Source organism: Bacillus sp. JJ675, assembly GCF_036963165.1.
Lineage (GTDB): Bacteria > Bacillota > Bacilli > Bacillales > Bacillaceae > Bacillus > Bacillus glycinifermentans.
The window spans coordinates 93,293-114,595 of record NZ_JBALMR010000030.1 but is presented as its reverse complement, the minus strand read 5'-3'; the positions used below and the strand labels follow the sequence as shown (position 1 = coordinate 114,595).

At 47.9% G+C, this 21,303-nt stretch carries 18 protein-coding genes and 3 pseudogenes; 3 read left to right on the top strand and 18 right to left on the bottom strand.

All coding sequences use genetic code 11. The features are described 5' to 3' along the window. From V7126_RS08770 to V7126_RS08755, 4 genes and pseudogenes are all read right to left on the bottom strand, one after another. Positions 1-375, bottom strand: a complete 375-nt coding sequence (locus V7126_RS08770; protein WP_046131438.1) for a GntR family transcriptional regulator — start codon at positions 373-375, stop codon at positions 1-3. Positions 376-498: 123 nt separating this feature from the next. Continuing rightward, on the bottom strand, positions 499-918 hold the full coding sequence (locus V7126_RS08765) for a VOC family protein (protein WP_046131439.1): 420 nt from the start codon (positions 916-918) through the stop codon (positions 499-501). A 360-nt stretch (positions 919-1,278) separates the two neighbouring features. Continuing rightward, positions 1,279-1,436, bottom strand: a pseudogene (locus V7126_RS08760) (arsenate reductase); the annotation flags it as partial. A 1-nt stretch (position 1,437) separates the two neighbouring features. Beyond that, the gene (locus V7126_RS08755) at positions 1,438-2,727 is read right to left on the bottom strand and encodes an arsenical efflux pump membrane protein ArsB (RefSeq protein ID WP_046131440.1); all 1,290 of its coding nucleotides are present in this window, start codon (positions 2,725-2,727) and stop codon (positions 1,438-1,440) included. Between the two features lie 85 nt (positions 2,728-2,812). On the opposite strand from V7126_RS08755, the gene V7126_RS08750 reads away from it, so the two are divergent. After that, positions 2,813-3,049, top strand: coding sequence for a hypothetical protein (locus V7126_RS08750; RefSeq protein ID WP_128748167.1), 237 nt, complete (start codon positions 2,813-2,815; stop codon positions 3,047-3,049). On the opposite strand, the gene V7126_RS08745 is transcribed toward V7126_RS08750, so the two are convergent. Then, positions 3,041-3,502, bottom strand: a complete 462-nt coding sequence (locus V7126_RS08745) for a hypothetical protein (protein WP_128748169.1) — start codon at positions 3,500-3,502, stop codon at positions 3,041-3,043. The genes V7126_RS08750 and V7126_RS08745 overlap by 9 nt on opposite strands. Between V7126_RS08745 and V7126_RS08740 the strand changes: the two genes are divergently transcribed. Then, positions 3,467-4,192: an endonuclease/exonuclease/phosphatase family protein gene (locus V7126_RS08740; RefSeq protein ID WP_046131443.1), complete on the top strand. Its 726-nt coding sequence runs from the start codon at positions 3,467-3,469 to the stop codon at positions 4,190-4,192. The two genes, V7126_RS08745 and V7126_RS08740, sit on opposite strands and share 36 nt — an antisense overlap. Positions 4,193-4,220: 28 nt before the next feature. Here V7126_RS08740 and V7126_RS08735 read toward each other — a convergent pair. From V7126_RS08735 to V7126_RS08690, 10 genes and pseudogenes are all read right to left on the bottom strand, one after another. Next, positions 4,221-5,089 (bottom strand): annotated as a pseudogene (locus V7126_RS08735) (RhaT/GlcU family sugar-proton symporter). Between the two features lie 99 nt (positions 5,090-5,188). Continuing rightward, a complete protein-coding gene (locus V7126_RS08730; protein WP_046131484.1) occupies positions 5,189-6,325 on the bottom strand; it encodes an erythromycin esterase family protein in 1,137 nt (378 codons plus the stop codon). Between the two features lie 85 nt (positions 6,326-6,410). Continuing rightward, positions 6,411-7,550 (bottom strand): annotated as a pseudogene (locus tag V7126_RS08725) (glycoside hydrolase family 10 protein); the annotation flags it as partial. A gap of 132 nt (positions 7,551-7,682) precedes the next feature. Further along, positions 7,683-8,882: a DHH family phosphoesterase gene (locus tag V7126_RS08720; RefSeq protein ID WP_335497533.1), complete on the bottom strand. Its 1,200-nt coding sequence runs from the start codon at positions 8,880-8,882 to the stop codon at positions 7,683-7,685. A gap of 96 nt (positions 8,883-8,978) precedes the next feature. Next, on the bottom strand, positions 8,979-9,746 hold the full coding sequence (pflA, locus tag V7126_RS08715; protein ID WP_046131447.1) for a pyruvate formate-lyase-activating protein: 768 nt from the start codon (positions 9,744-9,746) through the stop codon (positions 8,979-8,981). A 57-nt stretch (positions 9,747-9,803) separates the two neighbouring features. Beyond that, complete coding sequence (gene pflB / locus V7126_RS08710) at positions 9,804-12,029, bottom strand: formate C-acetyltransferase (RefSeq protein WP_065894544.1); 2,226 nt, start codon at positions 12,027-12,029, stop codon at positions 9,804-9,806. Positions 12,030-12,740: 711 nt separating this feature from the next. After that, positions 12,741-14,225, bottom strand: coding sequence for a D-alanyl-D-alanine carboxypeptidase/D-alanyl-D-alanine endopeptidase (dacB, locus tag V7126_RS08705; protein ID WP_046131450.1), 1,485 nt, complete (start codon positions 14,223-14,225; stop codon positions 12,741-12,743). 162 nt (positions 14,226-14,387) lie between these two features. Next, positions 14,388-15,566 (bottom strand): NAD(P)/FAD-dependent oxidoreductase, encoded by a 1,179-nt coding sequence (locus tag V7126_RS08700; protein ID WP_046131451.1) that lies wholly within the window; start codon positions 15,564-15,566, stop codon positions 14,388-14,390. A gap of 42 nt (positions 15,567-15,608) precedes the next feature. Beyond that, the gene (locus V7126_RS08695; RefSeq protein WP_046131452.1) at positions 15,609-16,031 is read right to left on the bottom strand and encodes a DUF1641 domain-containing protein; all 423 of its coding nucleotides are present in this window, start codon (positions 16,029-16,031) and stop codon (positions 15,609-15,611) included. A gap of 338 nt (positions 16,032-16,369) precedes the next feature. Next, entirely contained in the window at positions 16,370-16,600 is a 231-nt protein-coding gene (locus V7126_RS08690; RefSeq protein ID WP_046131453.1) for an excisionase family DNA-binding protein, read from the bottom strand. 98 nt (positions 16,601-16,698) lie between these two features. On the opposite strand from V7126_RS08690, the gene V7126_RS08685 reads away from it, so the two are divergent. Beyond that, positions 16,699-16,926 carry a hypothetical protein gene (locus V7126_RS08685; protein WP_046131454.1) on the top strand — a complete coding sequence of 76 codons (228 nt, stop codon included), beginning with the start codon at positions 16,699-16,701 and terminating at the stop codon, positions 16,924-16,926. Between the two features lie 75 nt (positions 16,927-17,001). Here V7126_RS08685 and V7126_RS08680 read toward each other — a convergent pair whose 3' ends face one another. Genes V7126_RS08680 through V7126_RS08670 form a run of 3 tightly spaced genes read right to left on the bottom strand, consistent with a single transcriptional unit; the run spans position 17,002 to position 21,302 of the window. After that, a complete protein-coding gene (locus V7126_RS08680) occupies positions 17,002-18,945 on the bottom strand; it encodes an AMP-binding protein (protein ID WP_335497532.1) in 1,944 nt (647 codons plus the stop codon). A 25-nt stretch (positions 18,946-18,970) separates the two neighbouring features. Beyond that, the gene (locus tag V7126_RS08675; RefSeq protein ID WP_046131456.1) at positions 18,971-20,497 is read right to left on the bottom strand and encodes an acyl-CoA carboxylase subunit beta; all 1,527 of its coding nucleotides are present in this window, start codon (positions 20,495-20,497) and stop codon (positions 18,971-18,973) included. A 22-nt stretch (positions 20,498-20,519) separates the two neighbouring features. Beyond that, complete coding sequence (locus tag V7126_RS08670; protein ID WP_046131457.1) at positions 20,520-21,302, bottom strand: enoyl-CoA hydratase; 783 nt, start codon at positions 21,300-21,302, stop codon at positions 20,520-20,522. Between the last annotated feature and the right edge of the window lies 1 nt (position 21,303).

Below are 21,303 nucleotides of genomic sequence, written 5' to 3'. Positions count from 1 at the left end.
TTACCACCCTTCATATATCAGCTTGAGCATGTCTTGCAGTTCCTTCAAAGACAAGCCGACAAGCTTGGCTTCATTGATTGCTTCGGTCATTTTTTCTTCGATCAGTTTCACTTTCGTCTCCCGCAGCATCTCCGTGTTGATGGCTGCGACATACGATCCTTTTCCGGCCACGGTGACGATGAATCCTTCTTTCTCCAGCTCGTCATAGGCCCGTTTTGTCGTAATCACGCTGATTTTCAGCTCTTTGGCCAGGCTTCTGATCGATGGGAGCGGCTGTGATTCCGCGAGCTCCCCCTTGACGATATGCTCCTTTAATTGGTTTACGATCTGCAAATAAATCGGTTCATCTGATGTGTTTGAAATCAAAATATTCAAGCATAACATCCCTCAATTCGTTATAACTGTATATATACAATATAAACAGTTATAACAGATCTGTCAATTGTTGATTTTCAGGCAAAACAAAAACCCACCTTTCATCGATGGGTTTGTACTTTGCTATTCGATTTCCCACTGAGGGTTCCAGACGACTTCCCACAAATGGCCGTCAGGGTCCTGGAAATACCCCGAATAGCCGCCCCAAAACGTATCATGCGGCGGGACTGTTATGACGGCGCCTGCTGTCTTTGCCTGTTGCATGACTTCGTCGACTTCTGCTTTGCTTCCAACATTATGTCCGATCGTGAATTCGGTCGGGCTTGGCATTGTCTTGTTAAGGTTCGTATCATATGCAATATCCTTCCGGTTCCAAACGGCGAGCTTAAGGCCCGGCTGTAAGTCGAAAAAAGCAACGGCACCGTGTTCAAACTCCTCGCCGACGATGCCGTCTGACGGAAGCCCCAATCCATCCCGGTAGAAATGAAGCGCCTTTTCTACATCATCTACTCCCAGTGTAATGACCGTGATTCGCGGTTTCAAAATATAACCTCCCCAGCATGTAACATTCTTTATATTTTTAACACATAGTACTTCATAACCTTCAACGATGCTCATAAAGATTATAGAACATTCGTTCTTGTTATTCAACTGTCATGATATAAAAAGGACAACCGCCTTAATCTCTTGAAATCGTGCAAAAGCGGAATTTATGGAGAATTCATGTTATCAATTGCGGAATCCGAAGAACGGTTTGCTATTTTACATGAGCGGGTCAGGAAAACGGCATGAAGTCAGTCCCGTTTAACCTTGCTCGGACCGATTTTAAAGCAGCTAGGTTGAAAAATAAAATAAAAATTACCATAGAGCAATAAAAAAGCCGATGGTTAAAATCGACTTTTTTCAGATCACGGATTCCCCTGTTTCCGCAAAACGTTTCACCCGTTCTCCGATTTCTTCCTCACACGCTGGAAGAATGCCCATTTCTTCTCATCTGTTCCTTTAGCTCTTGTCGGATCATCAAAGCCCCAATGTTCGCGCCTGACATGCGGCGGAGTCATCTTAGTGAATGATCAATAGCCAGATATAAAGCCCGACAAGGGTGATAAAAAGCGTCGGGATCGTCAGGATGATGCCTGTTTTGAAGTAGGTTCCCCAAGAGATTTTCACGCCTTTCATAGAAAGGACATGAAGCCATAAAAACGTCGCTAATGAGCCGATCGGCGTTATTTTCGGCCCGAGATCGGAGCCGATGACATTGGCGTAGATCAGTGCTTCCCTCATGATTCCGTGGGTTTCGGTATGCTGAATGGAAAGCGCGTCAATCATCACGGTCGGCATATTATTCATAACTGATGACAGAAAAGCGGCGATAAATCCCATTCCGATCGTTCCGGCAAACAGCCCTTGACCGGCTGCAGCTTGAATGATACATGCAAGAATTTCCGTTAAGCCTGCATTTTTTAATCCGTATACGACGACATACATCCCGACCGAGAAAAAAACGATCGCCCAGGGGGCTCCTTTCAGAACTTGCTTTGTGCGGACAGCTGGGCTCTTTTTCGCAGCGATTAAGAAAAAGATGGCTGTCGCGCCGGCGATAATTGATACATGAATGGAAAACAGCTCGCTGATGAAATAGCCGAATAAAAGGATGGCTAATATGAACCATGACAAACGGAATATGCTTTGATCTTTGATTGCCTCCCCTGGTTGTTTCAGATGCGTTGCGTCATAATGCCGCGGTATGCTCTTTCTGAAAAATATATAAAGTACGGTGATGCTCGCAAGCAGTGAAAACACGTTTGGAATCACCATTCTTGCCGCATATTCGATAAAGCCGATGTGAAAGAAATCGGACGACACGATGTTGACAAGGTTGCTGACAACGAGCGGAAGCGATGTGGTATCGGCAATAAACCCGCCCGCGATAATAAACGGAAACACGAGTTTTTCCGGAAAATTCAAAGCGCGCACCATCGATAGAACGATCGGCGTCAAAATTAACGCGGCTCCGTCATTGGCGAATAATGCGGCGACAATGGCACCTAAACCGGAAACATATACAAACATGCGAATCCCGTTTCCTTCCGCCGCCTTCGCCATATGTAATGCCCCCCACTCGAAAAATCCGATTTCATCGAGAATAAGTGAAATTATGATGATTGCCACAAAGGTTAATGTCGCATTCCAGACGATCGCGGTTACGTTTAGTACATCCTGAAAATCAACGACCCCGGCGATGATCGCCAGTACTGCCCCGCCGCACGCCGACCAGCCGATTGATAAATTGTTCGGCTGCCATATGACGAATGTAAGCGTCAGCAGAAATATGATAACAGCTAAAAACATGGTCACTTTTATCCCCCGCCTTCTTCACAGCGTATATATAAGCATATGTCCAAATGCGGCAAAACGGGTGCTCCGCAGCCCAAAAATGGCGGAGCTTTCCCCCGCCTATCTGCATGATACCGTTTTGCTTTTCTTTTTAGTGGCTGTATGTCGTCATCATCTAATTGGCCGAGAACGGCCGCCGCTGATTCACGCTCTGGAAAATCGTCGCGGAGAGAATAAAAAGCCGCTGCTCTCGGCGCTCTTCCTTGATCATGGCCGCGATTTGCGAGAATCGAGCTTTATCCGTCCGGCCATGGCATCTCCTCCTCATTTAAAATAACCAAGGAATCATTCTTTGTTTTATGGCATAGAATTTGCCGCAAAGTCGATAACGAATGATGCCAAGTGTAAAACGATTACCATGACCGTTGAGGAAAGAACGAGCTTTTTGAAGATAGAGGAAAATGCCCCCTTTTTCAGCAATGTGAAGTACACGATGCAGATGACCGCCCCCGCTAAGATCGACCCGTTCCAGCAGAGAAGTCCCAGTTCCGTATACAGATCCTTCTAATCGAACAGCCAAAAATACAGCACCCCGATCTGAATGATCATCAAAAGTGTCGTGAAAAGCGTCATAATAATTTTGTACAACATAATCCCTCCGCCTAAGATTATACGATGCTTTCGAACTGTCCGAAAATAATTTGCCGGGTTCAGAGGCAAAATATTTGTAATCTATCGAACAGGCGGGATATGAATGGATATCAGCATCATGACGTTTAATATTCACCATGGCAAGGGCACCGATCAGCGCCTTGATTTGCAAAGGATTGCCGAGTTGATCGCTGAGAGCGGCGCTGATATTATCGGCCTTAATGAAGTCGATCGGCACTTTTTGAAAAGAAGCCGGTATGAAGATCAAATCAGCCGGCTCGCAAAAGAGCTGGGGATGGAGCATGCCTACAGCCCGTCCGTTTCATTACGTTCAAAAGGTTCCCAGTTAAAAAGGCAATATGGAAATGCCCTTTTGTCGCGATTTCCGATTGTGGACGAACAGCATCATCTGTTCAATTTTGTCCCGGGGCTGATTGAAGGAAGATCATTGCTCGAAACAGCCATTGACATCGACGGGCGGCTCCTTTATGTGTTTGTGACGCATTTGAGCTTGCACCCCTCTCTCCATCGAAAGCAGACCGGCTATATCACAGGCAGGCTTCAGAAGCTTGAAAAGCCGGCGATTGTATTGGGGGACTGGAATATGAAGCCCCGTTCAAGAGGCTGGAAAAAAGTCACAGGAGTGCTTCGCGATGTGTGGGAAGATGCCGGGGACGGTGCGGGTTTCACTTACCCGTCGCACCGTCCGAAAAAACGGCTCGATTACATTTTTGCAAGTCCCTCTCTTCATGTGACCGCTGCCGGAGTTGTCACCAAGAGCCCCGAAGCCTCTGATCATCTGCCGCTTACGGCTATGGTTACGATATAAAAAAAGGACGGCCGATGCGCCGTCCTTTTTATGCCTTTGCGATTCCTAACATTACGCCGGCAATGACGATCAGGATGATCCCGATGACGATCCCGACCATCTGGCGCTTTGTCTTTTTTTCACCAAGGATAATAATTCCGCCGAGTGTCGAAATGATGATCCCCATTTGCGATAATGAAAAGCTTGTCGCCACGCCGACCCGCGGCTGGGAAATGAATAAAAACAAATTTCCCGCCGCCCAGACTAAACCTGGAATAATGTTTTTGATTACGTAGAAATTAAAGGGATGGTGCCTGAATGTGAAAAGCAATCCTCCTGCCACCATCCCGATGGCTTGAGGAAAAAGAGCGGCCCAGCCGCTGACATGAAAGAACCGAGCCACGACGACATACACAAGGTAACCTAATGTCGAAATGAGCAAGATCACAATCCCTTTTTTCATGTCTCCGTTTTTTTCCTCATGGTTGTCCTGGCTCCGGCGGTCTTCCAATGACGTCAACACGACGCCGATGATGATGAAAATCAGCGCCAGCACGCCGAGAACGATCGAGACCGTCGTCGCNNCGCCCATTCGTGGAACACGAGAACGCCGAACAAGGAGGTGGATACGAGTTGAAGCCCGGTTGAGATCGGCATCGTTTTTGAAACGCCGATCAGCTTAATGCTTTTCAGCTGGTTCACCTGGCCAAGCGCCCAAAATACGCCTGAAATGATACCGACTGCAAAAATGCGCGGCGATAAGTCGGGTTGGACGAAAAAATAGACACCGATGGAAAAAACCAATGCGCCGATCGTCGTTCCGAGCACTTGGCTGTACGGTCCTCCGCCTAATTTGACGTTAAACAATACGATGCTGCCCCAAAAGATTGCGGGTAAAATGGCTAAGAAAATATCCATGTCAAGTAAACCTTTCTTTTTTTGTCTTTATCTATTAAGGTTTACTGCAAACACGATTTTTAATCCAAAAAAATCCCGAATTTTAGAATTCGGGAATGCTTATTTGACTTGTTCGTTTATTGTTACCGGATGCACGTTTTTGAAGAATAATATCCCGTCATATTGCCGCGCCGGGACAAACGATGTGCGCAGACCGCCTCCTTCAAACGCTCTATACTTTTTCTGTCCCCATTCATGGCTGCAGCGCACAAACGAATTTTGATAAGGCGAATGGCTGAGCAGCCATTCCATATGCTTATGACTCATTTTTTTTATCGGATAATCGCGGCCGCTGTAATCTCCCATCCTTCCTTCTTTTGCATACAACCCGATCACAAAACTCTTTTCTTTCATCAATGGCGGGAGATTCTCGGCAAATGAGCGGTACCGGGACAAACGGCTGGCACTGCTCTGTTTTTTGATATGAAGGTTGTGCGCCCAAATGACGAACTTATCAGCGGGATAGATGTGTGTTGATAAAAATTCCAGGTTTTTTGCCATTAATTCGTCCCGGTATTCAAACAATTTGGAGAAGCTTTTTTGAAAGTTGGCCTTGACGTAATTCAGCCTGTTCTCAATCGTCTGCATCACGACCTTATGCAGCATTGCCGAAGGAAACGTTTGTTTTTCAAGTCCTTCGATTAATTCTTTTCCCATTTTGGCGGTTTCTTCGGCCGTTTTTCGAAAGCGCCATTTGAATATTCCATTCTTGTCAAGCAGCTCATTTGCAAGGCGGTCAAAGTCGATGTACTGCTGTCGGATCCGTCCTGTCAAATACTTCTCCAAAAAGGAGGAAAAGTGCTTTTTCCTGCTCTGTTGGACGTCAATACCTGTTAAGTGAAGCCCCTCTGATTCCTTCAGCTCACGGAACAATTCGAGGACAAACTGGTTGTGCCAGATCTTCCCGATGGAGCCGCGCATAAACTCTTCGGCGCTGTATTCAGAGGAAAAAAAGTCACCGATTGTGCAATCTCCCAATTCGCTTTCAAACGCAACAACATTGAACCCCATCTCCCGATGCAGAAAGCGGATGAGGCTGATTTTAGCCGTGATGTATTCTTTGACGCAATGTCCGCTTTCACCGAGAAATACAAATCTTTTGTCTTTCAAAATCGGTTTTAAGGAGTCAAAATGATATTCATCTTCACCACCTATATCGATGCTGCGATCCCTGATTTCAGCAGTTATGCGATCCATATTTCTATCAGCTCCGGCCTTTTTTGTTCCTTTCTTTAATTCGCCGGACGGGGTCTTGATTCCTCTCCGTTTCCGTTCAGTTTTTGGAAGTCTCAAGCCACGGCATGCCGGGAATCAGCGCGGGAGCGTGATACAGGTCGCCCGTCAGCCTGTCTTTGACGCCGAGCGGGTTGCGGTTTAGATCCTTCAGGCTGAAATGAATGCTTCCTAAAACATTCGAGGCGCGGTTTAAGGCGATCTGTCTCGGGTATTCTTCAGGGTCTGACCAGGCCGGATCAGAATTGTTGTTGATTTTATAGGCCGCTTGTCCAATGTATAAATGCACGGGGCGATTGGCCACTTCATTCTTCCACCAGGCAACCAGAATATCGTAGGACGCGGGGGCAAAACCGATGCTCCAATAGATTTGCGGAGCGATATAATCGATATATCCTTTTTGAATCCATTCTCTCGTATCCGCATAAAGGTCGTCATAGTTGGTCATTCCGGCGGTTGTGTCCGAGCCTGAAGGATCCTTCGCCTTGTTCCGCCAGACGCCGAACGGACTGATGCCGAATTTGACGGCCGGTTTTTCTTTTTTGATGGCGGCGTTGATTTGTTTGACGAGCTGGTTGACATTGTCCCGCCGCCAATCCTCAATGTCGGTGAAACGGTCTTTGCCGTATTTCTCATACGTTTCAGAATCAGGGAACTCCTCTCCGGCTATTTTATACGGATAGAAATAGTCGTCCATGTGAACGGCGTCAATCTCATAGTTTTTGACGACTTCTTCGATTCCTTCGACGATAAAGTCCTGCGCTTCGGGAATGCCGGGATTGTAAAACAGCTGGCTGCCGTAACGGACGACCCATTCCGGGTGCTTTCTCGCCGGATGATCTGCCGCGAGCCTGTTCAAATCGGTATGATTCATAATTCGATAAGGGTTAAACCATGCATGGAATTCAAGGTTCTTTCGGTGGGCTTCTTCAAGCAAAAAGGCGAGCGGGTCGTATCCGGGATCTTTTCCTTGGACGCCTGTTAAATACTCTGACCAAGGTCCGTATGCAGAAGGATAAAAAGCGTCGGCCGTCGGTTTGATTTGAACGACGACTGCGTTCATGCCCATCTCTGTCACATCATTCAAGAGCTTCAGGTACTCTTCTTTTTGCTGTTCCGCGGCAAGGCCCTTTCGCGAAGGCCAGTCGATGTTTGTGACTGTGGCGATCCATACCGCCCTGAATTCCTTTGCTTGGCAGTTTTCAGAACTCATGTTCATGAGCATCCTCCCTTTTTTGAAAAATCAGAACTTTCTGTTATTATATGTCAAAAAGACGGTTTTGTATATGATAACGATGACAGGCTAAGACATGTTAATGTCTTAGCCTGTCGTATTGAGATGCTCTTTGACACGCTGCATCAGAAATCGGACAAATGTCTCATCCCGAACCAGCCATGCCGCATAATTTCTTTTGATAAACCGTTCCGCCTCTTCAAACGAAGCGAATGTTTCGTTTTGTGTGACCCTGTTTAATTGAATGCTCCAGCCGTCTTCAGCCGAAAAGAGGTAAAATTGGTCTTCTTCCCTGTTTTCATAAAGGGAGCCGTATTCAGATTCTTTCAAGTTATATATGTTTTTGAAAGCATCGGCTTTGATCGGTTCCACCGGAAACGGCTCTTGCACGAACAGCCTGAACGCTTCGTCTGTCAACGGGCAGCCGGCTGCTTTAGCATGGCCTCCGCCGCCGAAAGTGCCGGCGATTTCAGAGACGTCTGTTTCATCATGAATGGTCCGGAGGCTCGCTTTTTTGCCGCCCATATTTAAAATGGCGATGTAATCAAGATGGGGAAATTCTTTTCCGAGTTCGTTGCCGACCTCTGAATGGTAGCTTTCGGCATGGACGATTCCGACACAATGCCCATGGATGAAAGTTTGTACGATTTCCCGCCTTTTCCTGCGAATGTACCGTTCAATCTTTTCTTCTTCCATATCGAGGATCTTTTCCTCGAATTCGTCAAAGGAAAATTCGTCATTTTCTTTCAGGCGACGGATCATTTTTTCTTCAAATTCGTCAATGGACACCATGAAAAACAAGTCGTTCAGCCGTTTCGCCTCAAGAACGCCCGCTTCCTCCCATTCCCATGTATCATATAGCCGGACGAGCTCGACAAATTGGTCCATTGCTTTCGTTTTCTCGATCAGGCCGTTCTCTGCTAAATATTCATAAAAAAGAGAAGTGGCCGATGCGAGCCTTCCGTCTTCATATTCGACTTTCACAAGGCCCCACGGGTATTCGTTCAAATGCAGCGCTGTTTTATGATGGTCGATGAGTTTGACCTTTCCGCCCGCTTCGGCGTATTCATTCAGTTTGTTTTCATTTTCCTGATGGACGGATAAGTCCGTGATGAACAAGCCGCCCTGTTTTCGCTTGTCTTTCGCCCGATCTAAAAATCTTTCGACTTGGATGTCCAGTCCCGTGACCGAATTGTAGCGAACCTCCACCTGTTCGCCGAAGGCCGTCTTTGCGACGATTCCGCATCCGACTCCGTCTAAGTCGTTATGAGAATACAAATGATACATCATGCTATCCACCCTGCTTTATGAATTTGTGCCGTTTAAATTATGCTTTCGCCCGGCTTCTCACATCTGTTTTACTATTATTAAAAACGAATGCTTTTATGCAAGCGTTTCAGTAAACGGGTGTCTGTGATTCAAGTGAGCGGTTAAGCATTTGTATGCATGTTTAACCCGTTCTTCGGCAGGGGGTTCGATTCCTTTTAAAGGATACTCAAGGCCGAGCGCTTCCCACTTATAGACGCCGAGTTCATGATATGGGAGAACCTCCACCTTTTCGACATTCGAAAGTCCGCCGATAAACGTTCCGAGATCGTTTAAATCTTCGTCAATATCTGTGATCCCCGGAACGAGAACGTGGCGAATCCAGACAGGGATGCGGCGTTCGCTGAGAAATGTCGCGAAATCGAGGATGTGGTCATTCGGCATTCCGGTCAGTTCCAGATGCTTTTTGCGGTTGATTTGTTTAAGATCGAGCAAAACAAGATCGGTATATTGCATCAATTCGCTGATCTGTTCCTGAAACGCCGGTGCTTTTGAATAACATCCCCCTGAAGAATCAAGCGCCGTATGAATGCCTTGTTGTTTGCACGCCTTGAACAATTCTGTCAAAAAGGGAAGCTGTAAAAGCGGTTCTCCTCCGCTGACCGTGATTCCGCCGCCGGAAGACGCCATATACGGGAGGTATGAGAGAACGTCATCGACGATTTCGGAAACGGATATTTCCCGTCCCGCTCCGATTTCCCATGTATCTGCATTATGGCAAAATTGGCAGCGCAATAAACATCCTTGCATAAAAACGACATATCGAATCCCAGGACCATCGACGGTACCGAATGTTTCAATCGAATGGATGCGTCCGTTCATCATGAAGATCCCCCCTTGTGATGGGAGCGCAGCGAAAAGGGCGCTCCGCCTAATTTTAAGTTACATTGATTCGTGGAACGTACGGCTGATCACGTCCAATTGCTGTTCTTTTGTCAGCTTAATGAAGTTGACCGCATAGCCTGATACGCGAATGGTTAACTGCGGATACTCTTCCGGATGCTCCATCGCATCAAGCAAGGTTTCCCTGTTGAATACGTTGACATTTAAGTGATGCCCCGCTTTTTTGGCATACCCGTCAAGTATGCTCGCTAAATGGACGGCCCGGCTTGCATCGTCCTTGCCGAGAGCCTTCGGAACGATCGAGAATGTATTCGAAATTCCGTCCATCGCATAGCTGTAAGGCAGTTTTGCGACCGATGAAAGGGAAGCAAGCGTACCTTTTGTGTCGCGTCCGTGCATCGGATTTGCTCCAGGGGCAAACGGCTCTCCTGCCCGGCGGCCGTCAGGCGTATTTCCCGTTTTCTTCCCGTAGACGACGTTTGATGTAATCGTTAAGATGGACATCGTCGGAAGCGACTGGCGGTATGTTTGATGTTTGCGCAGCTTCTTCATAAATGTTTCAACAATCTCGACAGCAATCTTGTCCACGCGGTCATCGTTGTTTCCGTATTTAGGGAAATCGCCTTCTGTTTCAAAATCAACGGCGATGCCGTTTTCATCCCGGATCACTTTTACTTTTGCATGTTTGATAGCGCTTAACGAATCGGCCACAACGCTCAACCCTGCAATGCCTGTTGCCATTGTACGGAGAATATCGGTGTCATGAAGCGCCATTTCGATTCGTTCATAAGAGTATTTGTCGTGCATGTAATGGATGACATTCAGCGTGTTAATATACAGCCCTGCAAGCCACTCCATCGTTTGGTCAAACTTATGCATCACTTCTTCGTAGTCCAGAACGTCTGATGTGACAGGCGGCATTTCCGGTCCGACTTGAATCTTATGCTTTTCGTCTTTTCCGCCGTTAATTGCGTATAGAAGCGCTTTCGCCAAGTTGGCGCGTGCTCCGAAAAACTGCATTTGTTTGCCGATTTCCATCGCCGATACGCAGCATGCGATACCGTAATCATCACCGTATTCGGGACGCATAATGTCATCGTTTTCATACTGGATCGAGCTCGTTTTAATGGACATGCTTGCACAATATTGTTTAAACCGTTCAGGCAGTCTGACAGACCAAAGCACGGTTAGGTTAGGTTCGGGTGCAGGCCCCAGATTATCAAGCGTGTGAAGAAAACGGAAAGAGTTCTTCGTAACAAGAGGACGTCCGTCATGAGCCATTCCGCCGATCGATTCGGTTACCCACGTCGGGTCGCCGCTGAACAATTCGTTGTAATCCGGGGTCCGGGCGAATTTGACTAAGCGCAGCTTCATGACGAAATGGTCGACAAGTTCTTGAGCTTCCTGCTCTGTCAGTACCCCGTTCTGCAAATCCCTGTCAATGTATATATCCAGGAAAGTCGAGACGCGGCCAAGGCTCATCGCCGCTCCGTTTTGTTCTTTGATGGCAGCTAAATATGCAAAGTACAGCCATTGAAACGCTTCCTTTGCGTTTGAAGCCGGCTCTGAAATATCGAAGCCGTAGCGGGCTGCCATATCTTTTAATTCGTGCAGGGCCCGAATCTGCTCGGTCAGCTCTTCACGCAGCCTGATGTTTTCTTCAGTCATCAGCTTGGAAGTGGCGGCTGCATCTTTTTTCTTTTCATTGATTAAGAAATCGACGCCGTAAAGTGCGACCCGCCGGTAGTCTCCGATGATCCGGCCGCGCCCGTATGCATCCGGAAGCCCGGTAATGATGCCGACTTTACGGGCAAGCTTCATTTCATCTGTGTACGCGTCAAATACACCCTGGTTGTGAGTTTTCCGGTAATCCGTAAAAATTCGTTCTACTTCCTGATCTAATTCAAAACCGTAAGACTCACATGCCTGCTTTGCCATGCGGATTCCGCCGAAAGGCTGAAGAGAACGCTTAAACGGCGCATCTGTCTGAACGCCGACGACTTTCTCCAGATCTTGATTCAGATACCCCGGTCCGTGCGAGGTAATCGTTGATACGATTTCCGTATCCATATCGAGAACCCCGCCGTTTTCGCGCTCTTTTTTCGACAATTCCATCACTTGATCCCACAATGCGGTTGTTGCTTCGGTTGGAGGCTGCAGAAACGATTCGTCACCTTCATAAGGCTGAAAGTTGTTCAAAATGAAATCCCGCACGTTTACTTCTTTTTGCCATACATTTGTGGTGAAGCCTTTCCATTGTTCCATGTTATCCACCTCTTTTATCATTCGATTTGTATAACAGATGCTACATTTTTATCTTATGTTGGGTAGAACAGTTTTGAATGTGAAAAAAGTCACACATTATGTGAAGTTATGAACAAAGTTCTTAGAACATACACAAATTGAAGATGGCAAGCTGAGGGCAAGAAATTCAACATTTCATCTGTATTATAATAATAGTTAGATAACGACTATCTGTTATACAAGAGAATTCTTCCGGTGGAAAACAAAAAACCCTCCGACTCTAAAGCGGCGGGCTTATCTCACATTATTCATAAAACGTCACATTCACATATTTTCCAGAGTGGTCTACTACATGACATTCATCGGGAGAAAAGTAGTCACCGACGTATTCGTCTTCATTGCTCCCCGGATCATCTTCATGAAAAAGCCGGCGCTTGACCATAGGCAGACTAAAATCTCCCCCCGGGGGAATAGACCGGCTTGCTGCAGTAAATATACGTATACGTGCCAAACTTTTCGCATTCGCCGGCTCCTTCCTCCTTTTAAATCTATTGGTGTTAAATCATATGAATGTTAATGGTATCTGCCCGGGGACGAAGAAAAATAATGATATCTTTCACTTTTCGTTTTGCGATTCAAAAGGAGGCACGGAATCTTATAAAATGCGAAGATGTTGGCTTTTGAAAAAAATCGGGCCGTCCCGGAACAGCCCGGGAGCAAGGGAAGGTGATGTCATTGGCCGGCCAACCGTTCGGCGATCTTGTCTTCGATCTCTTTTCCTTTTTCTTCGTCCAACAGCTGGTTTAAGATAATTGAGAAAATCAACGTTTTCCCGCTTTTCGTTTCAACATAGCCGGATAAAGAACTGACGGTCGAAAGAGAGCCCGTTTTCGCTTTGACTTTGCCTTTGAGCTCTGGGTTTTTCATCCGGTTGCGCAATGTTCCGCCAACCATTCTGTCGCTTTCGCCGGAAACCGGCAGTGAACGAAGATAAGAGGAAAACCATGGTTCATCCTGTACGGAATACAGCAGGTTTGTAATCTGATGTGCGGTGATGAGATTGATATGGGAGATGCCTGAACCGTCTCTCAGAAGGACGTTGTCCGGATCAATTGAAAAACCGGGAAGCTTTTCATGTAAAACCTCAAGCCCTTTCTCCCAGCTTCCTTCTTTTTTGACCGCCCTCCCCATTTCCTTGACCAGCGTTTCGGCATGGCCGTTGTTGCTGAGCTTCATAAAAGGCACGATCAGTTCCGAAAGCGGCATCGATCGGCGGACTGCGATGCGCCGCGCATTTTTCGGGGTGGTTGCGGTTTTTGCTTTTCCAAGCACTTGAATGCCTTTCCGGTCGAGCGCCTGTTTAAACAAATCAAGCGCATAGCCCGCAGGCTCCCAAACCGAAACCCATTCCCTTGCTCTTGATGCTTCCTTTGGAATCGTTCCTTTGATTTGGATCGTATTTGTGCCGTGTTCCCGTTCGATTGTGATGTCTTTTTCCCCGTTTGCCGGTACGGTTTTTGCATGATTGACGATCTTCACATACCCCGTTTTCGGGGAGACCGTCACCGCCGGTTTGTCGCCGCTTTTTCGGCCGGGTGTGACATCGACGATGACCGTGCCGGCATCATAGTCTTCATTCGGTGACGCGGTAAGAGCGGAAACCTGTGCGCCGTAATATGTATGTTCATCGCTCCAGGATACGTCCGTCGAATAGCGGACATCGTCATACCAGGAATCATCCCCGATCAGATTTCCCCGAATCCGCTTAATGCCTTTTTGGCTGAGAGCTTCGGCCATCTGATCAAAATCGGCCGGGAGCAGCGTAGGGTCGCCTTTCCCTTTTAAATAAAGGTTTCCTTTTAAGGTTCTCCCTTTCACCGCACCGTCAGCCAGCACCTCTGTTGCAAACGTATGATCCCCGCCTAGCACAGAAAGCGCAGCTGCAGCTGTCAGAAGCTTGAGACTCGATGCGGGTCTCAGCCGGACGTCCCCCATATGGCTGTAGACGACTTCTCCGGTTTCGGCGGATCTGACGCTGATTCCGGCAAGCGCCCCCTGCAAGGCGGGCTCTTCTTTTAAAAGCCGGTCAAGCTCAGCGGACAGCCCGTCTTTATTTTCTGCAGCAACGGCGGCGGGCTCTTCCGGATTGAGGCGGGAGAAGAGCGCCAATACGGCAATCATCATGATGCACAAGCTGATCTTAATGGTCTTGTTCATGTATTTTCTCCCCTTTAGGCATGTTTTAATACTTTATTTCAAAAAGGGGCCGGATATACCCTTTTCAAGGGCCTAATTTCAAAATATTTCATTTTCCCGTCAAATTTAGGGCATAAAAAAACGCTACTTATAGTTTACACTATAAGTAGCGCTGGAATTTTATCAGTATGCCAGGCTGAACAGACCTTTAATGTGGCTTAGGTAGCGGACATTGCTCGCTTCTTTCATCAGGGAAGCAGGCAGACCTTTCAAGGCTGTTGAGTTGGCGCCGATGATGGCAACCGCGTCTTTGCGGCCAAGGCTTGCAAGCGTGCCTGAGTTAACAGGGCTGAACGTTTCCAATGATTTGTTTTCTAAGTATGCATACAGGTTGTATCCGATCAGTTCGCCCATTTGCCATGCAATTTGCGCTGTCGGCGGGTATGGACGGCCGTCTGGACCAAAGACAACGGCGCTGTCTCCGGCAACGAACACGTCTTCATGTGATGTAGACTGAAGGAATTCGTTTACAGTCGCGCGTCCGCGGTTGACTTCAAGACCTGATTCGCCGACAAGCGGGTTTCCTTGTACGCCGCCGGTCCAAACAAATGTGTTGGCAACCACTTTTGATCCGTCTTTCAGATCAATGACATTACCTTCTACATTTGTAACAGGTAGACCTGTTAAGAATTCAACGCCGCGTTTTTCAAGGCTTGCAGTAGCGCGTTCGATAAGATCGTCCGGAAGAACAGGAAGGATTTTCGGACCTGCTTCAACCAGTTTCAATTTGATTTCTTTAGGGTCTACGCCGTATTTTCTCGCAAGGTTCGGCATGATGTCAGCAAGCTCGCCTACAAGCTCAACGCCTGTTAAACCGCCGCCGCCGATCAGGATCGTTGCATCAGCTTCATTTTTTGTTTTGGAGTACTCACGCACGCGTTCTTCAACATGCTTAAAGATTTTGTTCGCGTCGTTTGCCGATTTCAGTACCATGCTGTTTTCTTCAAGGCCAGGAATGCCGAAGTAAGCCGTTACAGAACCAAGGCCGACAACGAGTGCATCGTATGTTAACGTTGTGCCGTCTGATAGAGCCACTTCTTTTTTATCAACGGAAAAAGAGTTTACTTTTGCAATTTTAAGGTCGATGTCTTTTCCTTTGAAAAGCTTTGCAAGCGGCATTGCGATCGCTTGTTCTGATACGTTTCCTGCCGCAAGACGATGCAGTTCCGTAATGATTTGGTGAGTCGGGTATTGGTTGACCACCGTAACTTTTGCTTCTTCTTTAGTGTAATGTTTGCGCACTGTTAAAGCAGAAAGTAAACCGCCGTAACCAGCGCCTAGAATGACAATATGTTTTGACATCATGAATCCTCCGTCCTTATTCTAAATATATTCTGAAGGTGGTTATTTTTGTTTTTCGCGTTCTGACATGATTTGCAGGTAGCTTTGGACAAAGCGGAACAGTTTTTGAGCCTGCGGATCTTTCAGCATTCTCAAGAGGCCGAACAGTCCGATCACTTCGTTGCTTTCGTCGGCGCGGTCTTTAGCTTCAATCGCTGTCGCCGCTACTTCTTTCACCGTATCTTTTACCGGCTCAAGAATTTCTGTAATGGCTCCTACAGTATCGCTTTTTAATACTTCATCAGTTGCTACGGATTGTGCGAAATCATAAGACTTCGTCAAAATGTTCACCAGTTCAGTCAGCTTTGGAAGCTGGTCGACTAGGACAGTCAAAGACTCCTGCACTTCAGGCTTTAACAGCTGATCAATAAGATCACGTTGGCTTTGACTAACAGATTCGTTTGTTTGATCGATTGTTTCCGGCATAACCAATTCTCCTTTACAATAAGCAATGTGCTATTTTTTGAAGGCAGTTTTTTGGTTTCGGTTTGTGAATTTATGCACAAACAAATCCGCAAAGAAGAACTGCCAAGTGTGTTTGTCTTGCTTTTTCAGCAATGGAACTGAAAAACTTGCAATCTCAAAACACGATGTATATTTTACTATTAAATAATAACATTTTTTGAACAAAAAATGAACGCGATTGTTTAGGAAATGAGATAAAATCGTCTAAAACTTGTTTTAAGTGACTTTTTTCATCCCTTTCATTTCCTGAATTGTGACTTATTCATCAGTTTTAGTTTACATAATGTTTTTATGGTATGCTAATCCTCGTCCTTTACATCGGGATCTTCCGGGATCGGTTCATTGAGAATCGCTTCGACGAGTTCTTTATATTTTTCCATCTGTTCCAAATGTGTGCTGAATTGTTCTTTGTTGATTAAAAATTGCCGTCCGTCGTGAACGGCTCTGATCTTCTTTTCCCTGATGAGCTGTTCAATATACGCCTCTGACAGCGACAAGTATTCTGCTGTTTCTTTTATCGTTACATACATCTTCCTCTGCTCCTTTTCCGTCCAAATTAGGCGAACAATGAGATTTCTGCCTTCATAAAATAAGGTACATAAGTTTAGATGATGGAGGCACATTTACTATGTATTCAAAATGGAATTCTGAAACGCCTTACCCGCCCGCTGCCTCACAGCTGCCGCCGGGTCAAAGCCCGCAGCAGATGACTGAAAGACTGAAAAACCTGGAGGATCAAATGGCATTGCTGATCAAGCTGATGGAAAGCAACAATCAGCTGCTGCGTTCCATTGAGGAACAGCAAAACCGCGTCTGTACATCGGGCGGCGGCGGATCGGTCATTGTCCGTATGTAGACCTTATCTGTGATCAAAATAAAAGAGGAAGGAATTGATCCTTCTTCTTTTTGTCCTTTTGAAGTATACTACATTTTAAAGACCGGAAAGCCGGGCGATTTCATGGTAGGCTTCAGGGTTTTCAAGCGTCGATAAATCGCCTGAAGGTTCGTTTAAATAAGCCGCCCGAATGAGCCTTCTCATCACTTTTGCATTTCTTGTCTTCGGCAGGTCGCTGACGAAATACACCGCTTTTGGCTTAACCGCCTTACCCAGCGTTTTTCCTGCAAATGTCAATAAATCGGCTTTCAATTTTTCCGAAGGGCGCACATCTCCTCTTAAAACGGCGAAGCAGACGACAGCCTGGCCTTTCAGATTATCAGGAACACCGATCACCCCGGCTTCGGCCACAGCCGGATGGCTGACGAAAACAGTTTCGATTTCCGCCGGTCCGATCCTTTTGCCGGCAACATTGATGACATCATCCGAACGGCCGCTGATCGTCCAGTACCCTTCCCCATCCTTCATTGCCCAGTCGCCGTGCACCCACACATCAGGCCAGCGGCTCCAGTAAGCTTTTTCATATCGGTCAGGCTCCTTCCAAAAGCCGTTTGTCATTCCGACCCAAGGCTTTGTCAGGACAAGCTCCCCGACTTCTCCGACGGTTTCGGCCCCATGTTCATTGTAGACGTTGGCGGCCATCCCCGGAAGAGGCGAGTTAAAGGTCATCGGCGTGATCGGCAAAATCGGTACATTGCCCAAGATCCCGCCGGCGATTTCCGTTCCGCCCGAATAATTAAAAATCGGCAGCTTCCCTTTTCCGGCATGGCGGAAAAGCCACATCCACGGTTCATAGTTCCACGGCTCGCCCGTTGAACCGATGGCTTTCAGGCTGTCCAGATTATACGCTTTCCGAAAATCTTCGCCATATAGCATCATGGTGCGGATCAGGGTCGGGGAGATGCCGAGGTGCGTGACGCGGTGCCGGCTGACGAGCTCCCACAGTCTGTCAGGCTCAGGGAAATCCGGGGCTCCGTCGTATAATAAAACGGCAGCTCCGTTGATGAGACCGCCGAATATTAAAAACGGCCCCATCATCCACCCCATATCCGTATACCAGAAAAAGCGGTCACCATGCTTGACATCCATGCCGAATCCGGCATCAAACGCTGCTTTAATCGGAAAACCGGAATGGGTATGAACGGCGCCTTTCGGCTGCCCTGTCGTACCTGATGTGTAAAGGACCATCAGCGTTTCAGAACTCTCCATCTGTTCTGTCTTTTCATAAGGTTCCTGTTTCATTAATTCGTCCCAATCCACGTCCCTTGTTTCGTTCCAAGGCGAAGCAGTATCGTGGAGACGGCAGACGACGACTTTTTCGACGGAAGGAGAACGGTCTGCGGCCTCATCCGCTTCTTTTTTCATATCGATCACGTTTCCCCTTCTTTTAAACGAGTTGGCGGTGACGAGCATTTTTGCTTCTGCGGCGCGCAATCTCGCAGCTGCGGCATGGGCTCCGTAGCCTGAAAAAATCGGCGAAAATATCGCTCCGATTTTAGCGGCAGCCATCATGGCGATGACAGCCTCGGGGGTCATCGGCATGTAAATTGCGATCACATCCCCTTTCGAGATGCCCTGATGTTTAAAGCCTTGGGCCGCACGCGCGATTTTTTCATGTAATGAGGAAAATGAGAGACGCCCCGTTCTCCCGTCTTCTCTTTCCCAAATGATGGCCGTTTTTTCGGCTGTTTCCTTTTGGCCGGCCCATTTTTCGACTGCATTGTATACGGCATTTAAGCGGCCGCCGGAAAACCATTTCGGCCACTTGATGCCTCCTTCCGTGTTTAATGCCTGATCGTACCTGTGAAACCAGGAGATGCCGAGGGCTTTTTCGGCTTCCTCCCAAAACCAGGCGATATCGTCTGTGCTCGCTTTCAAAAAATCGGCATAGTCTGAAAAACCGAGCGACTTCATCCATTGAAACAGCCGGGTTGATTTGATATATTCCGGATCAGGATGCCAAACCGCTTTTTCAGTCATCATCGTTCTCCTTTCTTCTCCTCAATCAGACAGGATAGACCGGGTGCTTCCGTTGGGTAAACGTCATATATTTTGACATGTAGGCGCTGAGCCGTTTGCCGAGTTCTTCCCGTAAAGATCCGGCAGGCACAATTCCGTCAACGATCATTTCTGAAGCCAAACGGTAAATATCGATGTCTTTTTGATACTCTTCGCGCTTTTTGGCAATGAATGCGGCCCGCTCCTCTTCAGGAAGCGCTGCTATTTTATTGGCATATACTGCATTTACCGCGGCTTCCGGACCCATGACGGCAATTTGCGCCGTCGGCATCGCAAGGCAGCAGTCAGGCTCAAAGGCCGGGCCGGCCATCGCGTATAATCCTGCACCATACGCCTTTCTGACGATGACAGATAACTTCGGAACGGTTGCTTCTGACATCGCCGAAATCATTTTCGCTCCATGCCGGATAATCCCCGCCCGCTCGACTTTTGTTCCGATCATAAATCCCGGTATGTCGGCCAGAAACAGCAGCGGGATGTTAAAGGCGTCGCATAAATTGATAAACTTTGCCGCTTTGTCTGCCGAATCGTGGAAAAGAACGCCGCCTTTCATGCGTGGCTGGTTGGCAATGATGCCGACGGGAAGTCCGTCAAGCCTTGCCAGTCCGGTGATCAGCTCGGATGCAAACCGTTTTTTTATTTCAAAAAACGAATCCTCGTCAACCACCCGGAGAATGAGATCCATCATGTCAAACGGGGAGTTTTGGTTTTGCGGAATGATGTCTTCTAAAGGTTTCTCAAATCGTTTGGCCGGCCTTGCATCGGTAACTGGCGCTTTTTCTGCGTAGTTCGCCGGAAAGTAGGACAGGTAGCGGCGCGCTGAGAGAATCGCTTCTTCTTCCGATTCGGCCAGAATATCACCGCATCCCGATACAGTGCAATGCATTCTCGCTCCGCCCATTTCTTCAAGCGTCACGTTTTCGCCGATCACCATTTCCGCCATTCGGGGCGATCCTAAATACATCGAGGCGTTTCCGTCGACCATGATGACGATATCGCAGAAGGCCGGAATGTAGGCGCCTCCTGCAGCAGAAGGCCCGAACAACAGACAGATTTGCGGAACGCGGCCGGATAATTTGACCTGGTTGTAAAAAATCCGCCCCGCTCCCCTTCTGCCGGGAAACATGTCGACTTGGTCGGTGATCCTCGCTCCGGCGGAGTCGACCAAATAAAAGAGCGGACAATGCAATTTTTCGGCCGTTTCCTGAATGCGGATGATTTTTTCGACGGTTCGGGCTCCCCACGATCCGGCTTTGACGGTCGAATCGTTAGCCATGACGCAAACGGTTTGTCCGCCGATTTTGCCGATTCCTGTGACAACTCCATCCGCAGGAAGCCCTTCAGACAGACAATTGGCGAAAAAAGCGTCCTCGACATCAAGCCCTTCGTCAAGAAGCAGCTTCAGGCGGTCCCTGACAAACATTTTGCCTTTTTTAACGTTTGCGTCATGGTATTTTTGCGCTCCGCCTTCCATGATCTTTTCGATTCGGTCATTCAGTTTTTCATTCGCCATCGGCTTTAATCCCCCGTTTCGTTTATTCTCCCGTGTATTCCGGTCTCCGTTTTTCTGCAAATGCTTTGAGCCCTTCCGTCCGGTCGTTCGTCGGAATCGTCACATCGTACGCCTGTTGCTCGATGGCAAGCCCTGTCTCGATGTCCGTCTCAAGCCCTTTATTAATGGCCAGCTTTGCCTGCCTGACGGCGACGGGACCGTTTGCCGCGATCGTTTGCGCGATGTCTTCGGTTCTTTCTTTCAGCTCTGACAATGGAACGACGTGTTCGACAAGGCCGATGTCACGGGCGGTCTGAGCGCTGATGCGGCGTCCCGTGTAGATCAGTTCTTTCGCTTTTCCCCGGCCGATTAAACGGGGAAGCCGCTGGGTCCCGCCCGCTCCGGGGATAATCGCCAGCGTCGTTTCGGGCAAGCCGGCTTCGATGTGGTCTGCGGCGACTCTAATGTCGCACGCTAAGGCGAGTTCAAGCCCGCCGCCTAAGGCGCTGCCGTTTAGAGAGGCGATGACCGGCTGAGGCAAGGCTTCTATTTCATGGATCACGCTTTGGATCAGGGATACAGCCTGTTTCGCTTCAGTGCGGTTCATTCGCGCCCGTTCCTTTAAATCAGCGCCCGCGCAAAACGTCCTGCCCCCTTTTCCCGTGATGATGACGCAGCGGATGGCCGGATCGGATTTGATATCTTTAAGAAGGCCGCGCAGCTCGCCGAGCAGTGCAAGCGACAGTGAATTTGCGGCATGCGGCCTGTTCAGCGTTAAAACGGCGATCTTGCCTTGCTGAACGGAGGATAAAATATTAGGCTCCACG